At 34.3% G+C, this 22,505-nt stretch carries 29 protein-coding genes; all 29 read right to left on the bottom strand.

What is annotated here, in order from left to right:
* A partial coding sequence (locus TA89_RS03475; protein ID WP_040210870.1) for a hypothetical protein occupies positions 1-878 on the bottom strand: 878 nt, incomplete at its 3' end.
* Positions 879-1,140: 262 nt separating this feature from the next.
* Positions 1,141-2,460, bottom strand: a complete 1,320-nt coding sequence (locus TA89_RS03470) for a recombinase family protein (protein ID WP_040210869.1) — start codon at positions 2,458-2,460, stop codon at positions 1,141-1,143.
* Complete coding sequence (locus TA89_RS03465) at positions 2,405-3,688, bottom strand: recombinase family protein (protein ID WP_040210868.1); 1,284 nt, start codon at positions 3,686-3,688, stop codon at positions 2,405-2,407. The genes TA89_RS03470 and TA89_RS03465 overlap by 56 nt, the downstream gene beginning before the upstream one ends.
* Before the next feature lie 157 nt (positions 3,689-3,845).
* On the bottom strand, positions 3,846-4,688 hold the full coding sequence (locus tag TA89_RS19125) for an N-acetylmuramoyl-L-alanine amidase (RefSeq protein ID WP_052447298.1): 843 nt from the start codon (positions 4,686-4,688) through the stop codon (positions 3,846-3,848).
* Between the two features lies 1 nt (position 4,689).
* On the bottom strand, positions 4,690-5,091 hold the full coding sequence (locus tag TA89_RS03455; RefSeq protein WP_040210867.1) for a phage holin family protein: 402 nt from the start codon (positions 5,089-5,091) through the stop codon (positions 4,690-4,692).
* Positions 5,092-5,134: 43 nt separating this feature from the next.
* Positions 5,135-5,461 carry a hypothetical protein gene (locus TA89_RS03450; protein ID WP_040210865.1) on the bottom strand — a complete coding sequence of 109 codons (327 nt, stop codon included), beginning with the start codon at positions 5,459-5,461 and terminating at the stop codon, positions 5,135-5,137.
* Positions 5,461-6,861: a phage tail spike protein gene (locus tag TA89_RS03445; protein WP_040210864.1), complete on the bottom strand. Its 1,401-nt coding sequence runs from the start codon at positions 6,859-6,861 to the stop codon at positions 5,461-5,463. Before TA89_RS03445 ends, TA89_RS03450 begins: the two co-directional genes overlap by 1 nt.
* 40 nt (positions 6,862-6,901) lie before the next feature.
* Positions 6,902-8,359 carry a hypothetical protein gene (locus TA89_RS03440; protein ID WP_040210863.1) on the bottom strand — a complete coding sequence of 486 codons (1,458 nt, stop codon included), beginning with the start codon at positions 8,357-8,359 and terminating at the stop codon, positions 6,902-6,904.
* Positions 8,360-8,370: 11 nt separating this feature from the next.
* Positions 8,371-8,973: a hypothetical protein gene (locus TA89_RS03435; protein WP_040210862.1), complete on the bottom strand. Its 603-nt coding sequence runs from the start codon at positions 8,971-8,973 to the stop codon at positions 8,371-8,373.
* Between the two features lie 11 nt (positions 8,974-8,984).
* Complete coding sequence (locus tag TA89_RS03430; protein WP_147590057.1) at positions 8,985-9,224, bottom strand: hypothetical protein; 240 nt, start codon at positions 9,222-9,224, stop codon at positions 8,985-8,987.
* A gap of 26 nt (positions 9,225-9,250) precedes the next feature.
* Positions 9,251-9,952, bottom strand: a complete 702-nt coding sequence (locus TA89_RS03425) for a distal tail protein Dit (protein WP_040210860.1) — start codon at positions 9,950-9,952, stop codon at positions 9,251-9,253.
* Positions 9,952-12,162, bottom strand: coding sequence for a phage tail tape measure protein (locus TA89_RS03420; protein WP_082023831.1), 2,211 nt, complete (start codon positions 12,160-12,162; stop codon positions 9,952-9,954). Before TA89_RS03420 ends, TA89_RS03425 begins: the two co-directional genes overlap by 1 nt.
* 30 nt (positions 12,163-12,192) lie before the next feature.
* The gene (locus TA89_RS17910; protein WP_082023830.1) at positions 12,193-12,489 is read right to left on the bottom strand and encodes a hypothetical protein; all 297 of its coding nucleotides are present in this window, start codon (positions 12,487-12,489) and stop codon (positions 12,193-12,195) included.
* Between the two features lie 16 nt (positions 12,490-12,505).
* A complete protein-coding gene (locus tag TA89_RS19000; protein WP_278246195.1) occupies positions 12,506-12,634 on the bottom strand; it encodes a hypothetical protein in 129 nt (42 codons plus the stop codon).
* A 62-nt stretch (positions 12,635-12,696) separates the two neighbouring features.
* On the bottom strand, positions 12,697-13,020 hold the full coding sequence (locus tag TA89_RS03415; protein WP_040210859.1) for a tail assembly chaperone: 324 nt from the start codon (positions 13,018-13,020) through the stop codon (positions 12,697-12,699).
* Between the two features lie 105 nt (positions 13,021-13,125).
* Complete coding sequence (locus TA89_RS03410; RefSeq protein WP_040210858.1) at positions 13,126-13,674, bottom strand: hypothetical protein; 549 nt, start codon at positions 13,672-13,674, stop codon at positions 13,126-13,128.
* A 142-nt stretch (positions 13,675-13,816) separates the two neighbouring features.
* Positions 13,817-14,479 carry a hypothetical protein gene (locus tag TA89_RS03405; RefSeq protein ID WP_040210857.1) on the bottom strand — a complete coding sequence of 221 codons (663 nt, stop codon included), beginning with the start codon at positions 14,477-14,479 and terminating at the stop codon, positions 13,817-13,819.
* A gap of 163 nt (positions 14,480-14,642) precedes the next feature.
* Positions 14,643-15,215, bottom strand: a complete 573-nt coding sequence (locus TA89_RS03400; RefSeq protein WP_040210855.1) for a major tail protein — start codon at positions 15,213-15,215, stop codon at positions 14,643-14,645.
* Positions 15,208-15,546, bottom strand: a complete 339-nt coding sequence (locus TA89_RS03395; RefSeq protein ID WP_040210854.1) for a hypothetical protein — start codon at positions 15,544-15,546, stop codon at positions 15,208-15,210. The genes TA89_RS03400 and TA89_RS03395 overlap by 8 nt, the downstream gene beginning before the upstream one ends.
* Entirely contained in the window at positions 15,543-15,935 is a 393-nt protein-coding gene (locus TA89_RS03390) for an HK97-gp10 family putative phage morphogenesis protein (RefSeq protein ID WP_040210852.1), read from the bottom strand. Before TA89_RS03390 ends, TA89_RS03395 begins: the two co-directional genes overlap by 4 nt.
* Positions 15,928-16,254 (bottom strand): phage head closure protein, encoded by a 327-nt coding sequence (locus TA89_RS03385; RefSeq protein ID WP_040210851.1) that lies wholly within the window; start codon positions 16,252-16,254, stop codon positions 15,928-15,930. Before TA89_RS03385 ends, TA89_RS03390 begins: the two co-directional genes overlap by 8 nt.
* A gap of 4 nt (positions 16,255-16,258) precedes the next feature.
* Complete coding sequence (locus tag TA89_RS03380) at positions 16,259-16,534, bottom strand: head-tail connector protein (RefSeq protein WP_040210849.1); 276 nt, start codon at positions 16,532-16,534, stop codon at positions 16,259-16,261.
* Between the two features lie 30 nt (positions 16,535-16,564).
* Positions 16,565-17,761: a phage major capsid protein gene (locus TA89_RS03375; protein WP_040210848.1), complete on the bottom strand. Its 1,197-nt coding sequence runs from the start codon at positions 17,759-17,761 to the stop codon at positions 16,565-16,567.
* Between the two features lie 19 nt (positions 17,762-17,780).
* Entirely contained in the window at positions 17,781-18,470 is a 690-nt protein-coding gene (locus tag TA89_RS03370; protein ID WP_040210845.1) for a head maturation protease, ClpP-related, read from the bottom strand.
* The gene (locus TA89_RS03365) at positions 18,470-19,768 is read right to left on the bottom strand and encodes a phage portal protein (RefSeq protein WP_040210843.1); all 1,299 of its coding nucleotides are present in this window, start codon (positions 19,766-19,768) and stop codon (positions 18,470-18,472) included. Before TA89_RS03365 ends, TA89_RS03370 begins: the two co-directional genes overlap by 1 nt.
* 71 nt (positions 19,769-19,839) lie before the next feature.
* Positions 19,840-20,154 carry a hypothetical protein gene (locus TA89_RS03360; protein ID WP_040210842.1) on the bottom strand — a complete coding sequence of 105 codons (315 nt, stop codon included), beginning with the start codon at positions 20,152-20,154 and terminating at the stop codon, positions 19,840-19,842.
* A gap of 9 nt (positions 20,155-20,163) precedes the next feature.
* A complete protein-coding gene (locus TA89_RS03355; protein WP_040210841.1) occupies positions 20,164-20,511 on the bottom strand; it encodes a DUF1413 domain-containing protein in 348 nt (115 codons plus the stop codon).
* Between the two features lie 139 nt (positions 20,512-20,650).
* Complete coding sequence (locus tag TA89_RS03350) at positions 20,651-22,243, bottom strand: terminase large subunit (RefSeq protein WP_040210871.1); 1,593 nt, start codon at positions 22,241-22,243, stop codon at positions 20,651-20,653.
* On the bottom strand, positions 22,243-22,505 hold a 263-nt coding region (locus tag TA89_RS03345; RefSeq protein WP_040210838.1), incomplete at its 5' end, for a phage terminase small subunit P27 family. The genes TA89_RS03350 and TA89_RS03345, both read right to left, overlap by 1 nt.

The raw sequence follows: 22,505 nt of genomic DNA, 5'->3' as shown, positions 1-22,505 counted from the left end.
GGGGCCTCTCTACTTAAAAGCTTTGATTCTAATTCATTTACAAAATCAAGTCTCGAAGAGAAAAATGGTTCGCAAACCTTTAAATTATGATCTCCCTGTATTTTATCCCCTGCTAGCGATAAGGCTTCAAATAAGTCTTCTTTAGTAATTTGTTGTTTCTTTCGCTTTGTAGTTGTCCAAGTGCGTAATGCATAGCATAGTTTCTGGTCTAGTTGTATACTTACCCTATCACTTATATGAAAATGATTACATAACTTTCTTGATATTTCATCAATAATAACATCTAAATCAGCCTGATCTGTCTTTATCTCTATAGATTTTAGAAAGACTAATTTTTCTTCATCATTATCTAAACAGTACATCTCGGCTAGCCATTCGCTCCAGGCTTTTTCCCATTCCATTGGTATAGTTATTTCTGAAATTGAAGATACACTATCTAACTGCTTAAAAATATGATTAATAAAGTTTTTTAGTGCTGGAAAAAGGTACTTATTATTGTCTTCAACCCTGTTACTTTGTCTGATTCCAGCTTTTCTATTTGTATATAATATTGCTCTACAGTAACTATATCCAAGTTTGATAGATTCTTTCCAATCTCGGCACATAGAATCCAGTAAAGATTTTTTTTTATCACTCTTGTAAATCATATCTGAAAAAGTGATTGAATTACCTTCTCTAGTGTGCTTTATCTGTATACAGTGTGCACTACCGTCATTATATTCGATAACTACATCATCAAGTCCCTGCATATCTTCTGATTGCAAGATAACATGCTTAATATTATTATCAGGATTCAGCATTTCAAGAGCATAAAGTAACCCTATAGACCATTCGTACCAGTATGGATCTCCAATACCAGCCATTATATTATTTGACATAAGCCCCTCCTCAAATAATGCATAAAAACAAAAAACCTCAAATATGTACTTGAGTTTACTGATTATCTGCATATATACTCTTGACTCAAATTATATTATAATTTGTAAATTTTTACAATATAAACAAAAGTAACCTTTTATGAATATAAAATAAAAAAATCAATATGTAATAAAATTCGGTTTACTTGTTTACTTATAATGATAAGAAGGCCAATTTGAAGCTTCCATTTCAAACCAGCCTCAGTAATTAATTAGTTTATCCTTAGCCACAGTTAATCTCTGTACCATCCATAAAGGTCACTACCAGTTTCCCGCTTTCATAAACCTTGATGTGGTCCAACGTGTTGAGCATAAAATCTATATCAAAACCTGTTATTTGTGCTATATTCTCTGTAATATACAAGAATTGCACTGCTCGGTACTGCTCCAACGGAATTCCAAATTCAGCAAGTCTTTCCCACCGTGCCTTTATCTCCTCTCGTTTATCGATAATAGAGTTCCAACACATTATAAATGCCTCTTCAAGGACTGTTTCATCAATATGGCGATTAGAGCATCCTTGAACACCTTTAACTTTATAGCGTTCCTGACACTGCCACACCTTTCTATAACCATCACCTGTCTTCCATCCCTTTCTAATAAAGGCCTTATTGCATGTGCCACATATTACCTTACTAGCAAACGGGTTTGTTTCAGGATTGTGCGAGTAAGAATTTGTTCCATGCTCTGCAATGTATCTATCTCTTCTCTGCTGCTCAAGCTGTACAGCTTCCCATACTAAAGGGTCTATTATAGCTTCGTGATTCTCTTCAATATGGTATTGCTTAATCTGCCCTTTATTTTTAACCCGTTTCTTACTTAAAAAATCTACCGTATAGCTTTTTTGAAGAATTGCATCACCTTTGTATTTTTCATTACATAACATGCTCTTTAATGTACTTGATCTCCATTCAGGCTTCCCATTCCAATTTTTTATCCCCTCCCTTTCAAAAATTCTTTTGATATAATCTACTGTTTTTCCAGAAAGATATTCATAATAAAGCCTTTGCACGATTTTTGCCTGTTCATGGTCAACAACTAGGTTTCCATTTTCGTCTTTGTTATATCCAAGAAACCTCTTTGTACTCATACCGAATTTTCCATTTTCATATCTCCGGCGAATTCCCCAGGTACAGTTTTCAGAAATAGACCTGCTTTCGTCCTGTGCAAGTGAAGAAAGAATAGTAAGCAGTACCTCTCCCTTTGCATCAAGGGTATCAATATTCTCTTTCTCAAAAGTTACTCCGATACCTAATTCTTTTAGTTCACGAACATAATTTAAACAATCAAGGGTATTCCTAGCAAATCGACTTATAGACTTCGTAACTATACGGTCAATTTTACGTAACCTGCAATCTGCAATCATCTTATTAAACTCATCTCTCTTTTTAGTGCTAGTCGCTGAGATGCCCTCATCTGCATAGATGCCTACAAATTCATAATTAGGATTCTGCTGAATGTAATTTCTATAGTGATTCACCTGATTCTCATAACTTAATAGCTGTTCTTCTTGGTCTGTTGACACGCGGCAGTATGCTGCCATCCTTATCTTTTGGGATCCTTGATTTATTTCTGATGCCTGCGTTGTAGTCTGCCTTGCTGGTATAACAGTAATACTTCTTGCCATTTATAATTACCTCCTCAATTACAGTAAGCTCAGTGATATTTTCTTTTAATACTTCTTCATCAGATATTTTTATACCCTTACAAGTTGATTTTCCTTTAGCGATGTATGTTGAGCACCACCATTCTATTCTTTTGTTATAAACTTGCTTTCGCTTTAAAGTATTAAGGCAGTAAGGGCAAATTAGCATTCCTGAAAGTGGATATCTATTTTGATACTTATCTACCCCATCTACCCCTATTCTTCTTTGTATTTTTCTTTTCTCCATGATTTGTTGCACTCTTTCCCACTCTTCTCTGGTAACGATGGCAGGATGATTATCTTCAATATAATAGCTCTGTATTTCTCCTTTATTTCTTACTGAGGACTTCCTTCGACTCTCAGGTACATAGTACTTTTGTAGAATAAAATCTCCTTTGTATTTTTCATTAGTTAATATTACTTTTATAGCTGCATCCGACCACCCTCTGCCTGTTAATGATGGCACTTTCTCTTTATTTAAATAAGAAGCGATACTAAACATTCCCATTCCATTAAGGTACATATCAAAGATTCTTTTTACGATTCTTGCCTGCTCTCTATCAATAATCAAATCTCCATATTCATCTTTGTTATAACCCATAAATCTCTTAGTATTTATAACTATCTCTCCACGTTCAAATTTCCTCCTCATTGTCCATTTCATGTTTTCACTCATACTCCTAGACTCTTCTTGAGAAAAAGAAGAGAGGACGGTAAGCATAACCTCACCGTCCCCAGTTAGAGTGTTTATATTTTGTTCTTCAAAGAAAATTGCTACCCCTAATTCTTTCAGCTCCCTTGCTACTTTCAACACTGTAACAGTATTTCTGGCAAACCGTGAAATTGACTTTGTTATTATTAAATCTATTTCTCCTCTTCTTGCTCTTTCAATCATTTTTTGAAACTCAGGTCTTTTTTCACTATACCCAGTTATGCCCTGATCTGCAAAAACTCCAACATATTCATAGCTCGTATTTGATGTAATCAATCGTTCATAACTAGAAGTTTGATTCTCTAAAGAGTCTTCTTGACTAATGCTATCTGTAGAAACACGTGCATAAGCACAAACTCTTATTTTTTTGCAGTTCAGATCATCAGTCTTAGGTTTTATGATTTTTACTCTCATAAAAAAGCTCCTTTATTTGTAGTGACTATATATATCACTCAAAATACTATCTAAGTCAAGCAATACAGCTGTTTACCCATCTTAATACTAGTCTTTGGAAACATATAATATTATAAAAAAACTGGCCAGGCAAAACTTAATTCGCCTGACCCTTATATTAAATCCTTTTAGTATAATCTAGAGAAATCCAACCATCTTTTCTATCAGAGTATGATTTTAACAATCCCCATTTACTAGCACCTGTACCCTTTGCTTCTTCAATGATAGTAAAAGCTCCTTTTCCTGTATATTTACCGTTTGTATTATAATTGGTGCCTGGCCCTGTTCTAATATTTAAATTATTGATAGTAACCTCCACTAGATATGGTTTAAATTTTGCTTCTTCTTTATCATTGTTGTCACTACCTGGTGAATCACCCTCGATTTTCTTCAGACCATAATGACTAGCTATACATTCTGCCTCGGCCTGTGCCAACTTTTTAAGATTACCATCTTTTAGTAACCAATTAGTTATTTCTGAATTTGTGTGAAAAGAGTGCTCTAGTATAATAGCTGGAGCACCAACGGCATTAGCACCACGGAGGACTCCGTAGTATTCTCCATTATTACCACGACGATTAGCTATTTTCCCTGGCTGCTTAGTTCCAATCACTTTTTCAACTACTTTTGCAAGCTTCAATCCTATATCATCAGATTTTCCATTGAGTAATACATAGGAGACTGGATAGTCTATTTTCTCATTCACCGAAGATCCCACGGCATTTGAATGTAAAGAAATAAAGAGATTGCATCCTTTAGATGATAGTCCTCGTTCATAAAGTTCTCTATCATTTTTCTGGTCATCCCTTGTAGTAATAACATTTATACCGTACATTTCAAGCTGCTCTTTCAAGTATAAGTGAAGTTTCCATACCATATCTGATTCATAATAATTACTATTAGCTGGCGAACAATTATATTTTCCATAGTGCCCTGCATCAAGACAGACCTTTACTACCATCTTATTTATCCTCCTTATTTATCTGTTTTAAAACATCCTTTAATTTTTCTGGTATGGGCAAACCTACCTTGGCTGAATTTTCTAGAATGCTTATACCTTCATTAGAAACATAGAAAAAAATAATAGCAGTACGAATCGCACTACCATTTTTAATGAGATAACAATCTATTATATTACCTATACCAACCATTACAAAAATTAAAACCTTTTTAAAAATACCTTTAAAACCAACCTCACTTGATAGTTTTCTTTCTAGTGCTGCCACCATAAGGCCCGTGATGTAGTCAATGGCAACAAAAATAATTAATGCATACATAAAGCCATCTACCCCTCCCATAAACCATCCAACATATCCTCCTACTGCAGCAAATAATGTTTGTATAACATTTATAAAATTCTTCAAAAGTGTTCCCTCCTATTTTAGCTTATTACTTTCATTAGTTTCTTTAATAATCCATTTCAACTCCCCATATCCTATGTTTAATATTGCTATCAATACCTCCTTTCAGATATATCTTTTCACCAGATAATAAAATTGCACTTTGACAATCTAGTAAAATTGAAGTCAAGGGCTGAACTTCAGCATTTATAATATAAGTTGAACCTAATTTCAAGTAGACTATTCCAACTGAACTTGAAGCATTAAAAAAAGCAGCTGCTCTTAAAGTAAGCATTCTGCCTGCTGCTGGAGAATATACCTCTTCATTTATGTGTATTGGTGTTTCATTATCTAAGACATCACCTTCAAAAACTCTATAAATATCGACATCCATTAAAATATCCCCATTCTTTTTCTTCTTATAAACCTATCAATTCTTTCATCCACTGATTTTATTTTATTGTCTACATTTATCATTGCTCCACTGAAAGTATTATTATCCACCATAAATGACAGGTCAATATTTTCTATAGCATTGTTAACAATACCCTGAGTCTGAGTAAAAGTGGGTCTATCTAACAATCCTGAAGTAACTGCTCCTAAGTTTTCATTTACACTATCAACAATAGTTGAATTGTCATGAATAGCTTGTTCTGCTTGGCCAATAGTAGTTGTCATAGAGTTAATCTTATTAAATAATGTAGGTAAGAATTGTCCAAGTTCTATCTCCTCTATGGTACCAAGTAAAATATTCTTCTTTAACTTAATAACCTTCGCTCTAAGTTCAACATCAAATATTTTATGCCTTATAGTCACTACATCCCCAATATTTAAAGTTATGAAAGACTTAATTAAATCATATTCTCTTGTCCTTGCTAAATCAGCAATCTTAACTTTATAAGTGGTTTTAGGAATGTCTATTTCTCCCCATAAAGCTTCTGTTTTTCTTATTAATAAACCAGGATCATCGACTTCACTAAATGAGATTCTTCTTTCAAATACTAAAGGATAATTATATATTCTAGGGCTGTCTATAAAAGGGACTCCGTTATTAGCACTTGCAATTGTCATCCTATCCTTGCCCATTGGGTATGCTCTAGTTGTAATTGAGTTGCAATCTACAATCTCATTAAATCCTAAAATATTCTTACCATAAGAGACTATAATATCTGTGTTTCTTCCTATCATTTCTTTAATTGCTATATTAAAATTATCTCTGTATAGCTCCCCACCCCAAAGTTTAAGCACCTTCTGAAATATCCCCTGCAGAGGTGTCATATTATCAAAGGTGCTTTGATGATTTCCTTCTATATCACAATGCTCGAGAGAAAACTTATCAGTCCCTCCTAGCACATAATCCATGACTTCTGCTATCGAAGCATCTGTGAGAGTTATGTCTGGTAAATATCCAAAGTCCAAATCATAAAAAATATGGTTTGCTGTAATTTTTGTTTTAAACCCATTTTCCTGAATGTTCTCCCTAAAAGGAATCCTGAATAATTGGCCATCAGCTTTTATAATATTAAGAGGTTGAAGAGCTAGATGCTTATTTGTCTTATCTTTTATACACTCTAGTTCTATAAAATATGATCCATTCAATTCTTCTGTAATAAAGCAAGAAGTAAGATTAATAAGTGTAGTAATACCATTATGAGTAAAGTCTGTTTCATCTCCATTATAGACTTTTACATTTTTTGAGCGGTTAACATATACCTCTTCTTTACTTTCAAGTTCATAGTATTTATATAGTTCAAGATTATTATAATCTATTTTTCCTATATCTATATATCTCATCTTTTATCTCCATCTCAATGATTGATAGGTGCATGAAGGATTAGAACTTAACTGTAGGATTTCCATTCCATCCATCTGGGAAAGCAAATTCCAGCTCATATATTATCTTCATGGATTGAGAATTATCTTTGGTTATAGGTGCAGATAATTTCGCATGTGAGTAAGGTGGGGATACCACACATATAGCCATATCTGTAGATATAAAATGTGTGCCATTATTGATAAACTTATATACTTTAGATGAAGATACACTTGTTCCCGTAGGACTTGATGAACTAAAATTACCCGCATAAGGACCTAATCCAACAGACCTACATATAGAGTAAAAATCACTAACATACGATAAAGTAGCTATATCGAGTAAAGCGATCCTGCTAATGTATACAGAATTATTGTATGTTCCATCAATAGCCAAAGCTAATTTATCTTCAAATATACTTATATTCATAGTTGGCTGGTTATACTGAAAGCTAGTAGCCTCTGGATAAATAGACTTTAAAATTTCATCTATATCAGAAAAATTGACTTCATCGAGAGTAAAGTCCTCTAGTCTCTCAAACTTACTTATGTCCATTTTCCCTATGACATATTTAGATGTTCCTGTAACTCTACATAGCCAATAAATATTGTTATTATAATAAGTTGTCCCGAAGATATCGTAGAAATTAGAATTTAGGACAGTTACTAACTTTCTATCTGCTGATATCTTATATAGCTTATTAGTTGTTCCTCTAGACTCAACATATATAGCGCCTTCAGTAGATATGTGTAAGAGTCTTATAAAACTTGGATTGAATGTTGTCTGAATATTTGTAGGTATACCATAAACATTAATTCTGCTACCTGACACTTCATCACCAATCCATTTATTTTTGACAATCTCTGTACTATTGGTAACAAACCAATATCCTTCATTATCACATATAATATTTTTATAGTGATAACTAGAGTTACTTCCACCAGAAATAGTATTTAAAGTTCCACAAGCTTCTATAAAATCAGTGTGCTCACTAAACCATAGACTTTGAAAGGTTCCATTTCCCGTTTCCTGAGGAAAATCAAAAACAAGTTTTAGCTTATTTATAGAGGTCCTTACTGATTCTGCTGTATTCATATATCCTCTTTTAGGTGTAGGTGTCACTACATAATCTGCTCTTGAAGCATAAGCCAGCACGTTGCCCCTTTTATACAAGTTCTCAGCATTCTCAGCTCCGTTATAATCAGTTAATACCAATAAATAGGTAGACGTTAATAATTGCGGTGTAAAGCGTGCAGCCAAAAACGAATTCCAATGATTTGTAAAATAAGTCATAAACATTTGAAAATCAATATGTTTTGTATGAACTATATTTTCAGTTATATGCTCTTGGACCATTTTGCCATTGCTATCATATAGCAGTGCAGTTACTGTGGTTTTAAAATTATCTGATTTATACTTTTTTTCTTTAGTTTCAACTCCTGAAATATAGTCCTTGCTCATGGAAACTACTTCTCGCATATTTTTTCCTCCTAATATACTCTAATGGAGTTCATGAATATAGATAATCCCATACTCATATTCTTTTTTACATCATATTCTCTAATATAGTTAGCATTATCCTTTGAAACAACTAGCTTATATTCATATGGCCTATATAGGAATGGGTTTAATTGTTCTCCGATATAATCATTCAAGGCCGTTCTAATCAAACTATTACTTTGGTTAGTAAACCTTACTTTATTAAGTACAAGCTCCTTAAATTGAAACTGAAGGTTTCCCATTAAACTAATATAAAAAGAAAGAAGATCCCACGAATCTTCTATCCTTGCATTAGCACTAGGCTTTCTAGCATTTATTGCAGTCACTATCTTTTCTTTAGCTATAACAGCATCTCTAGTTAAATCACTAAAAAGTGCTTCTATTCTTTCTGAGCTATAGGTTGTAATAAGAGAACTACTTTCATCATTTATTATTTCATCCACGCTTTCTGGGTCACTTGTTAAGATTTTTATTTTCGCAAGTTTTTCCTGCATCTTATCAATACTATCCTTCAAAGCTAAAAAATCTCGCTGATAATCAAGCAGTTCAAAATAGTCATTAAGCATTTTTTGAGGTAACCTTAAATCATTCACTTTTCCACCCCTTAAGTCATATATGTCCTTTTAAATGTATTAACTATATACTCAATTTTGTTAGAGCTATATCCAGTTTTATTGCTAATGTGAGTATCGTCTATGCTATATAGGTTAGCTATACTTGGATCAATTATTATTCTGTCCACTAAGCCATTTAAGCTCTCAATTTCATCAAGAGCATATTTCATCTTATTAATATCATCAACAAAATCACTAAGTTTAAAGTTACTTAAAGGACTCTTCCTCAAAATTTTTAAATACACAAATATCACTCCTATAAGCTTCTGAAGTTGGGTTTTATATAAATGTTACTAACCGTTCCTTCCCATGATATTTTATTATCTCCTGTTCTAAACAGTGGGAACTCACCATACATTGAGCCATTTCTAAGTTCCGTAGGGCTATAACACTCCATAAGTTCACTGTCTAATTCAATAATTCCATCCACATCATGAAGTTCTATTACTTCATCATTTACTTTAAGTTTAATTAATCCACTTCCATAAATAGTTATAATAGGTTCGCTCGGAAGTGTTCCTGTGTTTTTAAAAGTAAATGGGCTTGCATAAGGAATTAAAATATTATCATCGCTATGATATTTAAAAGGGTGGCAACTAAAAATAATAGGAAAGTATCCTAAATATTTATATACTTGCTTTATATCAATTGAATTGACCACTTGTGCTATATACTTTTTATCTTTCTGGAAACTAAATATAAGCTCGCTTTCTGCTGAACTAAATAGCCAATACTTAATCTTGTCAATCTCGCTTAAAAGGTCTGTACTTCTTAAACTACACTCTAAAGTAATAGTTATATCTTCATAAGTATTTTCATCATATTTAAGAGTCCCACTTCTTCCAGGTATGTTATAAAAATCTACTCTTCTTTTTGCTGACGGTATAGATGGCCTTTTTGAAATTAATATACCAAAATCTGTGTAGCTGTTTTTATCTCCAAAATCAAAACTTAACACTAAAACTCACCTCTTCCAGTAGCTACTCTTTGTCGATAAAATTCTAATTCATATGCTAGCTGTTCAATGTCCTTCTCAGTATTATTGATGAAGTTTTCTATTTTAATAGTCAAGCCACCATTTCCTTTATTCCCATTTACCTTTTCTATAGCCTTGGCCATCAGCTCGTCCAACCTATCAATGGGAAGAACTGCTTCTGAGCCAGCTTCTCCGACGCCTATAATGCCTGGACTATTAAATATTCCCCCTGATGCATACCAGTTAACTGCAAGCCTTGGTACCTTTGGTGGCGCTAAACTAAACTCACCCTCTATCTTAAAGTGTGGAAGTTTAATATGAGGCAATTTAATATTTAATGCATTAAAAAATCCCTTTATTTTATCTAATTGTCCCTTTATGAAATTAGCTGCTGCTGATATTGGAGATGATAAGGCATCTTTAATACTATTCCACATAGAGGTAGTGATTCCTAAAAGATTATTCCATGCACCTGCAACTATATTCTTAATGTTGCTTGTTACCTGGTTAAAAACATCTGCTATTGTATTCCATATTGACGAGAAAAAAGCTGAAATAGAGTTCCATACAGAAACACATACAGTCCTAATTCCATTCCATATTGAAGCGAGTGTAGAACTTATAGTGCTCCATGTAGCTCGTAAATATGAGAATACTCCGTTAAAAACGATACTAGTAACTGTGCTTATTACATTCCATGCAGATGTGATCATGGTTGAAATCATCTGAATTACAGGTCTCATGAATAATATGATAGAATTCAATACTGCACTTATAACAGATGAAATAGCATTCCATACTTTTGTAGTTATAAACTCTATTAACTGCCACTGAACACTAATTATGCCAGATACTATGTTTATATAAGTTTGAACTATTGATGATATGACTGTCCAAGCACTTAAGAATATAGCCTTTATTAACTCCCATAGGAAGGCTATAGATGCTCTTACCCCCTCCCATATGCTTTTAATAGTATTAGCTATAGATTCAATCACCGGCATGCAAACTAATTTCACGGACTCCCAAGCAGATTTTATTGAATCCTTTATCGCAGATACTGAATTCCCTATGCTTATTCTTAACCAATCCCATACTGAACTTATAGTATTTTTAATGGTATCCCAATTCTTATAAAGAAGTACTCCAATTCCTATAAGTCCTGCTATAATACCAATTACTATTCCTACTGGTGCAATAACAGAAGTAAAAGCTGCACCGAGAGCAGCTGAAACACTTCCAGCCGCTGCAATAGCTGCTGATGCAGTACTAATAATTCCTGACAAAGTCCCTATGATAGTAATCACTTTTCCTATGACTAATATTACTGGCCCTATCGCAGCAACTATTAAGCCTACCTTAACTATGGTTTCTTGCTGTTCCTTAGACAGTCCCTGAAACCTATCCATTAGTGGCTTTATAACAGAAATTAACTTCTCAAGGATTGGAATAAGTATCTGTCCGAATTGAACTCCCATCTCCTGAGCCTGCTCTTTCATTGCTCTAATCTTATTGGTAGGACTATCTATAGTTCTGGCAAGATCACCCTGAGCGTTTTTAGTTGCCTCCATAATTACTCCGTACCTTGCCTGAACTTTCTGAGCCTCTGTTAAAGCTTCTCCGTTTTCAGCAATACCATGAGTATAGGCATAAGTCTTTACTGTATTTTCATTAACTAGTATACCTAAGGCTTTAAGCGGCTCAGCCTCACCAGAAATACCTGACTTTAATTTATTGAATGCTTCTTCAGGATTTAGATTATAAAATGAAGCCATATCATAAGATAGCTCAGTAAGTCCTTGTGACATATCTAAAGCCTCTTCTGAAACTAATCCCATAGAGGTGAGCATAGCATTATATGTAGCCATGCTATTTCTAACATTATAGGAATTAAGCCCTAATGAATTTGATATTTTATCCGACCAAATCCTAGCCTGATCAGCCATCGCACCCATAGAAACCTCAAATAAACTTTCTGACTCAACAGCATCCATAGCCATCTTAGTAGTAGCGGTTCCTATTCCAAGGATGGGTAGAGTAACAGCAGCAGTTAGTTTAGTACCTGCTGAGGTCATCTTTTCTCCGACCTTTTTCATAGTATCTCCGGCTTTGTTCATACTTTCCGATAACTTATGCCAGGAAGAGCTTTTAGTGTTTAATTCTTTAGTTGTGGCTTTAAGTTCATTCTGCATTTTATTTAGTTCAGCAGTAGCATAGTTGAGCTATATTTTTAGATTCTCTGAAGACTTAGCATCCTCTCCTTTAGCTTCTACACTCTCTTGATAGCTTTTTACTAAGGCTGCAACCTTATCTTTTTGTAATTCAATCTGCTTACTCAGAGAATCTGACTTTAATTTAAGACCATCTGTTGATTTACCAAAATCCCCAAGCTTAGTGTTTGCTGCAGAGAACTCACTCTGAACAACCTTTAAGCTTCTCTGAATCTTAGAAACACCTTCCTGAAATCCTTTATCGTCAAGACCTACCCTAGCTACAACAGTACTAGTTTCATTTGCCATTTACTCACCTCCTCGCTTAAAAAATAATATCGTCTATAAAGCCTTCTTCCTCTTCTTCAATACCGTTAACCCTTTTATAAATAGTAAAAAGAGCCTGAAGCTTCTTAGGTGTACTTCTCCAAAACTGCTCCTCTGACATTTTCAATATGTTAGTACCTAAATAGAAAAGCCACTCCCAATCCCATCCTTCAGAATCAGTGTGGCTTTCTATTCCCCCATATTTTCTTTTATCTCTGGCATAGCTACAGAAAGTGCTTCATTAATAGCAGTTCCAAGCCTCTCCATATCATTTAAGGTAAGCATTCTACCTACCTCCTTAAGGGTTACACTCTCATCCTCAGCCTTAATAGCTGAATAAATAAGAGCTCTAATTGCTTTAATCTTTCTATTCTGTAAATCATCAAAAGCTTTGTTAATATCTCCATACACCTCTTCTAACTCACAGAACGTGTTCATATCAAATTTTAGTTCATACTCTTTATCTGCTAATCGGAAATTAACACCTTTACTTTTCAATTCTGATGCTTTCAATCTTAATCCTCCTCATAAGAATAGCCGCCAATAAGCGGCTATATTAACATATCATTGATAAGAATATTTACATAATATGAAAGGCTTATAGAATTTTTTCTATATTTAAAATTGCCTAAACGAACTTTCTTTTTCTAATTGATGTTGTTTTAAACTCTCTTTTTCTCTATCAAGACTATCTTGATACAAATTTTTTGGCTCTATATTGAATATTTTTTGAAATATGGTCTTTTTAGGAGCAAATATCTTAAATTTTTTTTCTTCGTATAATATTGATTCCTTAATTTCTTCCTCTTTTTTGCATACATGGCAAACATCATCACTCTTCGTAATATAGGCCTCTAGCATTAGTCCTTTTTTACTTGCTATACATATTCTATGCTGTCCATCATCAACTGTATAATGATTACATATGTTATCAGTAATAAGTATAGGAGATGATTGTCCTTCACTAATAATAGACTTGTAAGTATTTCTACAATGACTAACCTTAGAATCCCCTTCACAATCATTCTCTGGAATTAATTTCACTTCATCCTCTGATAAATCTAATGAACACTTGCCATGCATAGCTTGATAGCAGTCTTGTTTACAGAAACTAAAATAATACTGCTTTCCCTTAGGGTCGAATTTTTCAGTTGGAATATTCCACATAAATATCACCTCTTAATATTTATATGTCTATACTTAATAATTATATCTATCCACAAAATTTAATAATCATATGATTTAGAACAAAAAAACACGGTAGCGATTGTAATCAAAATTACTAATGAATACTTCATTGGTTTTCTTGCTAAACTTTTGTCCAAGTTTCATTTTGATACTTATATCCGACCTTCGTTTCAGGACTATAATAAAACCATATATTATTATCTTTTATATCATAGTTATCAATAGTAATAGCAAAAACTCTGTGCCCTTCAAGCTCATTAATTCCACTATTTAAGTTTGTTCCTACCATCTCAGAATATCCACTACTACTTAATTTAACACCTCTATCACTAAAATACTTTCTTGCCTCAGCTACCATTTTATCTTTCTCACTTAGTTGAATATTAGGATTATTATTCTGCTGGTTTCCACTATTTGAAACATTACTATTACTATTATTCTCATTATTTATAGAGTGGCTACTACTATTATTAATTGAATTTGTATTGGTATTAATTTTATCCTGTAAATCACTTAACGCTTTTAAGCTATTGGTATTTTGTTCCTCTAATATACTCTTTTCATTCTCTAAAGTATTAACCTTCTCATTATATTTAATTATTTGATCTTGTAAATCCTCATTTTCTTCTTTCAAAATGGCTAATTGTTTTTCGAAAACATTAAGCTTATCAGAAATTGACTTTTTCTCTGTTAAACTAATAGATAAAAAAATTATTACAAATAAAAATACCAAAGAAATAACACAAGAAACCAATATCTTTACACCTTTATTATTTTCTAACATTAATATTTCCTCCTATATATACTTATTTGCACATATTATTATAGCAATAATAATCCAATTATTAAACATTATTGTTAAATTCTGTTATAAAAGGTATATTTACTTCATTATATAATAAAGGCTTTTATTTCTAAACGAATAAAAATAACTTAAATATATTTCTTTATTCTGTTTTATTTGGTTCACTTGGCACTGATAGAAACCAACTGTTAATAACATCGGAATCTGCACCTTCTATTCCTTCATCTGCAATGAATCTATAATTACCATCATAATCTCTAGAATAAAATTTTCCTTTTAGCTTAGCGCTCTGTGCCTTTGGCTTCTCAGCCTCTGTGTCATAATCATCTGAAGCTAACTCAAATTGACCCTTTAACAACCACACATATCTATACTTACCATTGCTTTTCTTCGATTTAAAACCTAATGCCAAAGTTGGAGCCATATCATCTTTATTTTCTATTAGTATACCTTTTACAATCTTAGAGCCCTGTAACAAGGCCCTACTTGCCAAGGAAAGCTGATTCACCTCTATTTCCACATCAATTCCTTCAAAAGCAGTAATAATGTCTTCAACAGAATCATCCGAATATATGTTTTCTGTATTGGCTTTAGGTGATATCTTGGCATTTATAGCTCGTTCAAGTTTTATAGGTGTTTCATAAACAACACCTTGACTATCATCGCTTTTTAATATAGCAACGTGAATATCCTTGAGTCCAATCTGTCTAGGCATTCATTTCTCCCTCCTCTAAATAATAAAATTTAAGACCTTTATGATAGATCTTAGTATCCTCTTCATAAAGATCAGATTCATTTAATCTTCTAAAACCAGCTTTCCTTAGCTTTTCTTTAGCTTCTTTTACTATTACTGTATAATCACCTTTTGACCATATATCTATTTGGATATAGTGTCCTATCAGTGCTTCCTCATCTTCTTCATATGCTTCTCCAGAGGTTAAGTATTCGTGAAAAGTTATATAAGTTTCAGCTTTTCCAGTATACTTTTGAAAAGTTACTGGAATATTTAATGGCTTGAGGATTTCAATAATAGTCTTATTAATCATTCCTCAAGCCCTCTTTTCAATTCTTCTAGAATAACATTGTTGATTTCTTTTTTATTCTCTAAAAGTGATTTTTCTGCCCAGTGTTGAGCGCTTATCCTACTGGTTCCCCATTCGGTAAACTTACTATAAAAGAACTCTGAGTTATCACCTTTATTAGGACCAATGTTAACGAAATCTACACCATTACTCTTCTTTATATCAGATATCTGAATATTATCAGCCATATGTCTTTTAACATGCTGTGATCTAGGAGCCTTTTTTTCCATAGTTACTTTAACAATTTCACCAGCCCTATCTAGGGTTTTCCTCTTTATCGTCTCACCTTTAGCACCAATCTTGTTCACCCTATCAATTAATTCCTCTATTCCTTCGAGTTCAATTCTAGCCACTCATATTCACCTCCATGGTTTTAATGAGAATCAGCTTTTTATCATATTTCATATTATCTATAGCAACAATATTATATAGTCTATCTCCAAACTGAATCCTCATTGAGCAATCGATTCCCGCTACAAACCTAATAAGAAACTTTACTGTTTTTTCTGCCTGAACAGCTGCAACTTGGTAAAATTCCCTCCCGGATAAATCTGATACTGAAGCCCATACTGTTTTATAATCAATCCATGATTCAGTTTCATATCCATTTTCAGATATACCTATTGAATACTTTTGCAGTGTTATTCTTTGATTCAGATCACCAATTGTCATATTATCACCAAACTTCCTTCCTGTATGGATGAACCAATCCGGTAATTGTACTGATAATATTCTTATACTCAAAAGTTTCTCTATTCTCATACATATAGGCTGTCGCATACATAATTGCGAGCTTAATAGTTTCTGGTACAGTATTAAACTCAGATAAAGGATATCTTAATATACCTTCGCATATATCTTCACCTGTCTTAATAAAACTAGTGATGAGTGTATCTTCATCATCACTATCAACTCTTAGATATTCCTTTGCCTCTAATAATGATATAATCACACACTCATCTCCAGTCTCAAATTATATTTACTAAGCTTTCAGTTGAAGAACCTTCACAGCCTCTGGAAGAATTAACTTTCCATCTACTCTCTGGCTTGCAAGAAACCCTACCTGTCCTGTTGCTGCGTAAAGCTCATTGAGTCTCTTAAAGGAACGACCTTGCCTGTCTGCAATCCAATAATAACTAAAGTCTCCAAAAGCCATGACCTTATTTCCCGCTGTGAGGTCAGGAATATAGCTTGATGTGTGATAAGGCCTGTTCAGAATCATATCTGGAACCCCAACCTGAACGGAGGGCTGCCAGATATAGTTACCGTTGCCATCTTTCAATTTCCTTAGTGCTTTAACGGTGGTATCATTAAGAGTCCATACTGCTTTCTTTCTGTAAGGAGATTTTAAAGAGTAAAAAAGGTCCATAACATCATCAAAGGATATACTTGCACCTGCAGTGGTAACACCAGCTTCTGCACCTCCGGTATCTGCAAAAATACCAGCTGGCTTTCCTGTTCCATTGCCAGTAAAAAAGGCTTCTTCTTCCTTGGCACCGATTCTACGAGCAAACTCTCCTGCTATATATGTTTGAAGATCAAACACACTATCGTTTAGAAGTTCATCGGAAACCTTAATCATGGTACCCAATTTATATGCTGCTATGGAAGTCTGTCCAAATTCATCATCACTCTCTAAGAATGAACCTTCCTCATCCATCCAGGATGCAGTCCCCTTTGATGTAACAATAGGTATCTTTCTATCCCCATTAGACGTTTTGATAACTGTAGCAAGTTTACGGAAAATATTCTCTTCCTCAAGTGCCTGTACCAGTTTTCTTTCATACTCATCCGGCACTAGATATCCTCCTTCTGAGTCTGTGCCAATTTGTAATGCATTTTGAACATCATAAAAATTTCTTTGACGTATATTATTCCAAAACGCCTTATTATACACATCAGAAGCTCTACCAGTTTTGGCTTTGCCATCAGCACCTTCTCCAGGATTATTTGTAATCGGCTTGGATGTAGGAAGAGAAAGCTCTGCATCAATTGCTATCTGACGTTCTAGCCTTTCTATTTCCTTACCAAGATTTACAACATCTGCTTCCATCCTATCATAGGTAGCTGTGTCCTCAGCAGATAAAAGTCCATCTGTTCCTCTTTTACTGTCAAGAAATGCTTTAGCAGCTTCCCAGGATTTTGCTCGTTTTTCTCTGAGTTCAAGAATTTTATTCATATAATTCAACCTCCTAAAATTAGTGAGCCAGAAGGCTCAGTCTTTTTTCTAATTGTTCTACAGGTGTTCCTTCTTCCGACTTTACTTGAATTAACTTTGACACAAGTGAATTAGTAACTGCTACCCGTGAGAACATAACGGCCTCTAATTCATCACTGTCCATTTCATCATCCTCAAAGAGCACACCATCTGCAAATCCAAGTTCTACGGCTTTTTTTGCATTAAACCATGATTCCGAGTCCATTAGGTGAGAAATTTTAGTTCTTGAAAGACCTGTTTTGATTTCATAGGCATTTATAATGCTTTCTTTAACCTCATCAAGCATAGCACTAGTCTTCTTCATTTCGCTAGAATCTCCAATTGCTATGGTCATAGGATTATGAATCATCATCATGGCAACCGGTGACATTAGAACCTCTGTTCCTGCCATTGCAATAACCGATGCTGCTGAAGCAGCAATCCCATCAATTCTTACTTTCACACTTCCCTGATAATCCATTAGCATGTTATATATTTGAGCTGCTGCAAAAACATCACCTCCAGGAGAGTTAATCCACACAGTAATATCGCCCTTAGCACTTTCTAGTTCTTTCTTAAAAAGCTTAGGGGTTACTTCATCTCCATACCAGGTTTCATCTGAAATCTCACCATTTAAAAAAAGGGTTCTTCCCCCCTCATTTTTCACCCAGTTCCAAAACTTACGTTTCATCACTGCATCCTCCTATTCTCTTGTTGTGTGTCTTTATTATTGCTATCAGCATTACCTTTTTCTGCTGTAGCAAATATTCCTGCATCCTTCAGTTTGGTCATGTTACCATTTATCAGATACAGATTACCTCCTTCTGCATCCGGAATTGGATTCATATCTTCAAGCTCACGTATGTCATTAGTAGAAAGCCATCCATTCTGTCTGCCTATCGAGTAACCATTCATCCTGCTTTGATAATCTCCACGCAATAGGCCATCTACATTAAGCTTTATAAAGTATTCTTTCTTTTCATTTGGTAACAAAAGCGAACGTTGTAATGCCTGTTCCCACCTAATAACCCACGGATCTAAAGTATATTTAACGAACTCTAGCGACTGTTGCTCAATGTTTGAGAAGCTTGATTTCTCAAGGTCCCCTATCATATGGGGTGGTATGCGATATAACCTCGCAATTTCATTTATCTGAAACTTTCTTGTTTCAAGGAATTGCGCTTCCTCTGGAGGAATACCTATCTGCTGATATTTCATTCCTTCTTCTAGTACCGCTACCTTATGAGAGTTTTTAGTTCCTCTATAAACTTCATTCCAGGAATCACGCACCTTCTTTGGGTCTTTTAAAACACCTGGATGTTCGAGAACACCACCAGGATTTGCTCCATTTGCAAAGAAACTAGCTCCGTACTCTTCACAGGCTATTATCATTCCAACTGCATTCTTTGCCATGGCAATAGGTGAATACCCTACAAGTCCATCAAATCCAAGTCCAGGTATATGAAGTACATCCTGTCTTCTTAAAATTACAGTTCCATACCCTTTAAATTTAGGATTGTCTTCTGAATAACTAGTATAAGTATAGTAAATTTCACCGCTTTTATCTCTTGCAACATCAATTTTATTAGGAAGAAGAGGATATAGCTCAACCACACGGCCTGCACCATCACGTATTACCTGAGCATAAGCATTTCCCCATATAAGCAAATGGCTCATAAGGGTTTCTCTGAAAACAAAAGAGGTCATTTCACTGTTCGGCTCATCATGAAGCAGTCGATATAATGAATGGTTATATACTCGTTCCTTACCATTTTCTTTATACCGATAAAGATGCAGTGGCAAAGATGCGATTGCTTCTGACAGGATTCTCACACATGAATAGACTGCTGTGGTCTGCATTGCCGTATATTCATTTACGCTCTTGCCGCTAGTTGTAGGCCCGAATAAAAATGGATAATCAGAAGCCGTATAATAGTTTGAAGGTTTATCTCTTGACTTGATAAATCTTGATATTATTGGAAAATTCATTAGTATTCCTCCTTAAGAAGGGCAGAAAAAAAGCACCAACTAGTGTAGGCGCTTTAAACAAAAATATAGAATTAGATAAATTTAAAAGCATCGTCTTTTCTTTTTAGTATAGGGCAATAATATTTATAATTATGAACCACGTTTCTAATATTATTGCTTAAATCAGAAGCAATACTTCCTACATAAGCCGCAGGTTTAGAGCACGGCCCTTTCGAATAAGACGAAGCAATGTTATTTAATATAATTTGTAGATTTCGTGGTAATAACAGAAGTATTTGATTAGAAGAAAGCATTACCCCTTTATTGGAATTCAGTATTGATAAAACTGAGTTTGATATTACAACATCTAAACTAATATTTTTTAGTATTCTTATTTCACAATTCATATAAAACTCCTACATTTTTATATACTTTTGGGTATTTGCTGAATCCTTGCCATTCTCCTTAACTGATACGTTACCGGATTTAACAAGCTTATTGAAATTTCTGCCAAGACTTAATTTAATACCACGTTCTTTAATAGTAAACCACTTTGGCCCAAAAATAGACTTTACATCAAACTCAGTACCAACTTCTAATTCTTCTACCTTTTGGCATAACTCAGAGAACAAAGTGTTGAATTCAGAATGGTCGAGAGCTCTCTGCTTAATAAATTGAGCAGGTGTTAAGCCGGCTTCATCTGAACGACCCTTTAAAATTTTAAATTCTTGATCCGTAAGAGTTATTTGAATATTTACTGACATAAATATCAGCCTCCTTATTTATATTTATAATAAGTTATTATTTTCTTAATAACTTATTATTCTTTAATATCATATTATCGCATATAATATTATACGTCAAGCTATTTCTTCTTAAATACTATGATATTTGAAAATATAATTAGAAAGCTATTATGCCTCTCTCGTCATACACACTACCATCATCATTCTTATTTCTTATACAACGGTCAAGTGCCATAATAGTTGCCACAATACCGTCTATCTTCTCTACAGACTTTTCCTTGTCAGGTTTTATGTTTCCCGCTGGGTCTTGCCTCATAACCACATTTTGAGCCATCCACTTAAGGACTGGATGCCCTCCATGATTTATGCTTCCCTCCATGAGCAGCTTATACAATTCCTTGGACGGAGGTGACATATCCTTATACCCTTGACCGAAAGGTACAACTGTGAAACCCATATCCTCAAGATTCTGAACCATTTGTGTTGCATTCCATCGGTCAAAGGCAATTTCCTTGATGTGATACTTCTCGCCCAGTTTTTCTACGAATTTCTCTATAAAACCATAGTGAATTACGTTTCCTTCAGTTGTTTGAATATAACCTTGAAGTTCCCATACATCATAAAGTACGTGATCTCTTCTACATCTTAAGCCTAAAGTATCCTCCGGAAGCCAAAAATAAGGTAATACAACATACTTCTCATCTTCTGTCCGAGGTGGAAATACCAAAACAAGTGCAGTTATATCTGAAGTGCTAGAAAGATCAAGACCACCATAGCACTCTCTCCCATTGAGAGATTCTAAATCAATTGTAAGATTTCCTCTGTTATAGATATGTTCAGGTATCCAGCATACAGTTGCTGATGTCCAAATGTTAAGTCTTAACTGTTTAAACACATTCTCCTCAGCAGGATTTTCAAGTGCATTCTTATAAGCTTCACGTACACGTTCAATAGAAATAGTATGTCCAAGAGAAGGATTTGCTTTATACCAATCTTCTTCATTATTCCAGTCATCCTGTTCTGTAAGGCCATAAACAACAGGATAAAATGTGTTATCCTTTTTTCTCCCTGCTTTTATATCTAATGCTTTTGTATGCAATTCATAACAAATACTATTTTTATCATTTCCTGCTGTTGTTATGATAAAAAATAGTGGCTGTTCTCTTGCATCACCAGAACCCTTTGTTAGAACATCATATAATTTTCTGTTTGGTTGAGCATGAATTTCATCAAATACTAGGCCTGAAACATTCAGTCCATGCTTAGTTCCTGTCTCTGCAGAGAGTACTTGGTAAAATCCTGCATTTGAATAATTTACGATACGCTTTGTGGCTGCAGTAATCTTAGATCTTTTTAAAAGTGCCGGTGACATTTGTACCATCTGTTTTGCAACATCAAATACTATAGAAGCCTGTGACCTATCACAAGCAGCTCCATAAACTTCAGCACTGGGTTCATTATCTGCATATAAAAGATACAGTGCAATAGCTGCTGCAAGTTCAGATTTTCCTTGTTTTTTAGGTATCTCAATATAAGCGGTAAGGAACTGTCTTTTCCCATTTTCTCCAACAATGCCGAAGATATCCCTGACAATCTGCTCCTGCCAAGGAAGCAATAAAAACTTCTTTCCTGCCCATTTCCCTTTGGTGTGACAGAGGTTTTCAATAAAAGTAACTGCACGGTCGGCCTTTGCCTTGTCATAATGGGAAGTTTCTAGCACAAAAGGAGATGGTTTGTATTGATACGGCATCATTCACTACCTCCTAATAACAGTTCCATCTCATCACTAGAATTAGCCATACTTTCACCAGTAACAATTCTGCTTCTTGAAGAGGGTGTTAGACCAAACTGTTCACAGAACTTCAGCAGAATTTTTAAGTTAGTCTGAGCAATAGATACCTGAGGAACTTGTTGTAAATATCCATTAGGTGTACGCACCATACTTCCATGCTGAGTTATAAATTCTTCTGCTTCCTTCCAACGAGCATAAGCCTGGCAATAGCCAGCAAAAG

This window comes from Clostridium polynesiense, assembly GCF_000820705.1.
GTDB classification, from domain to species: domain Bacteria; phylum Bacillota; class Clostridia; order Clostridiales; family Clostridiaceae; genus Clostridium_AA; species Clostridium_AA polynesiense.
The sequence above is the reverse complement of the archived record's forward strand: the minus strand, read 5'-3'. Positions and strand labels throughout refer to the sequence as shown.

Coding starts and splice junctions, on each gene's coding strand:
- TA89_RS03470 (WP_040210869.1), bottom strand. CDS start 2,460: ATGGCAGCATACTGCCGCGTGTCAACAGACCAAGAAGAACAGCTATTA.
- TA89_RS03465 (WP_040210868.1), bottom strand. CDS start 3,688: ATGAGAGTAAAAATCATAAAACCTAAGACTGATGATCTGAACTGCAAA.
- TA89_RS19125 (WP_052447298.1), bottom strand. CDS start 4,688: ATGGTAGTAAAGGTCTGTCTTGATGCAGGGCACTATGGAAAATATAAT.
- TA89_RS03450 (WP_040210865.1), bottom strand. CDS start 5,461: ATGGATGTCGATATTTATAGAGTTTTTGAAGGTGATGTCTTAGATAAT.
- TA89_RS03445 (WP_040210864.1), bottom strand. CDS start 6,861: ATGAGATATATAGATATAGGAAAAATAGATTATAATAATCTTGAACTA.
- TA89_RS03440 (WP_040210863.1), bottom strand. CDS start 8,359: ATGCGAGAAGTAGTTTCCATGAGCAAGGACTATATTTCAGGAGTTGAA.
- TA89_RS03420 (WP_082023831.1), bottom strand. CDS start 12,162: ATGCAGAATGAACTTAAAGCCACAACTAAAGAATTAAACACTAAAAGC.
- TA89_RS17910 (WP_082023830.1), bottom strand. CDS start 12,489: ATGGCAAATGAAACTAGTACTGTTGTAGCTAGGGTAGGTCTTGACGAT.
- TA89_RS03410 (WP_040210858.1), bottom strand. CDS start 13,674: ATGTGGAATATTCCAACTGAAAAATTCGACCCTAAGGGAAAGCAGTAT.
- TA89_RS03405 (WP_040210857.1), bottom strand. CDS start 14,479: ATGTTAGAAAATAATAAAGGTGTAAAGATATTGGTTTCTTGTGTTATT.
- TA89_RS03400 (WP_040210855.1), bottom strand. CDS start 15,215: ATGCCTAGACAGATTGGACTCAAGGATATTCACGTTGCTATATTAAAA.
- TA89_RS03395 (WP_040210854.1), bottom strand. CDS start 15,546: ATGATTAATAAGACTATTATTGAAATCCTCAAGCCATTAAATATTCCA.
- TA89_RS03385 (WP_040210851.1), bottom strand. CDS start 16,254: ATGACAATTGGTGATCTGAATCAAAGAATAACACTGCAAAAGTATTCA.
- TA89_RS03375 (WP_040210848.1), bottom strand. CDS start 17,761: ATGAATAAAATTCTTGAACTCAGAGAAAAACGAGCAAAATCCTGGGAA.
- TA89_RS03370 (WP_040210845.1), bottom strand. CDS start 18,470: ATGAAACGTAAGTTTTGGAACTGGGTGAAAAATGAGGGGGGAAGAACC.
- TA89_RS03365 (WP_040210843.1), bottom strand. CDS start 19,768: ATGAATTTTCCAATAATATCAAGATTTATCAAGTCAAGAGATAAACCT.
- TA89_RS03360 (WP_040210842.1), bottom strand. CDS start 20,154: ATGAATTGTGAAATAAGAATACTAAAAAATATTAGTTTAGATGTTGTA.
- TA89_RS03355 (WP_040210841.1), bottom strand. CDS start 20,511: ATGTCAGTAAATATTCAAATAACTCTTACGGATCAAGAATTTAAAATT.
- TA89_RS03350 (WP_040210871.1), bottom strand. CDS start 22,243: ATGCCGTATCAATACAAACCATCTCCTTTTGTGCTAGAAACTTCCCAT.